1 protein-coding gene and 1 pseudogene are annotated in these 1,135 nt (G+C 61.9%); both read right to left on the reverse strand.

The window, feature by feature from the left end:
* On the reverse strand, positions 1–961 hold a 961-nt coding region (locus A2I95_RS40865; protein WP_291738010.1), incomplete at its 3' end, for an acetyl-CoA C-acyltransferase.
* 10 nt (positions 962–971) lie between these two features.
* Positions 972–1,135 (reverse strand): annotated as a pseudogene (locus tag A2I95_RS40870) (glutathione S-transferase); the annotation flags it as partial.

Genomic DNA, 1,135 nt, shown 5'->3' on the forward strand with positions numbered 1-1,135 from the left:
GGTCGCCGATTTTCATGCCGTTGTCGGTCAGGATCTTCTCGGTCACCGGCACCGGGCCGGTCAGCATGATGGTCGGATCGGTGCCGATCTTGGCGGTCGCCTTGATGCGGGCGCGCGGTTTCAGCCCGTGCTTCTCACCGAATTCCTTGTTGCCGATCAGCAAGGCCGCGGCGCCGTCCACAATACCGGATGAGTTGCCCGCATGGTGGATATGATTGATCCGCTCCAGATGCGGGTATTTCATCATCGCCACTTTGTCGAAACCGGGCATCTGCTCGCCCATCATCTGGAACGCCGGGTTCAGTGATCCCAGCGCCTGCATGTCGGTACCGGGGCGCATGTATTCGTCGTGATCCAGGATCGCCAGCCCGTTCTGGTCGCGCACCGTGATCACCGATTTGGCAAAGCGGTTATCGTCCCACGCGGCTTTGGCCCGGCGCTGGCTCTCCATCGCCAGTGCATCGGCCTGATCACGGGTAAAGCCATACTCAGTTGCGATGATATCCGCGGAAATGCCCTGCGGCACAAAATAGGTGTCCATCGCCAGGCTCGGGTCCACGGCAATTGCTGCGCCGTCGCTGCCCATGGCCACCCGGCCCATCATCTCAACACCCCCTGCGATATAGGCATCGCCCGCGCCGCCCTTCACCTGGTTGGCGGCCAGGTTAACGGCTTCCATGCCAGAGGCGCAGAAGCGGTTGATCGCCAGGCCGGGAATACGCTCGTCCAAGTCCGAGGCGAGAACAGCCGAGCGCGCCAGGCAGCCGCCCTGTTCCATCACCTGAGTGACATTGCCCCAGATCACATCCTCGACCGCATGGCCTTCCAGGTTGTTGCGCTCCTTGATCGCGTTCAGCGTCAGGGCCGACAGGCGGACCGAGGTCACCTCATGCAGGCTGCCGTCTTTGCGTCCCTTGCCGCGCGGGGTCCGCAGGGCGTCATAGATATATGCATCAGTCATTTTGCTCTCCTCACGCCCGGTCCGACGGGTTGCCGGGCATCAAATCATAGGGGTGTTTCCAGCCTGGAACCGCGCTGATGCGGGTCAGCCAGGCGTCGATATTGGGCCAGTCAGCCCGGTCAAAGCCGAAGGGTTCGGGATAATACAGGTAACTGCAGCAGCTGATGTCGGCAT

Source organism: Leisingera sp. F5, assembly GCF_001593695.1.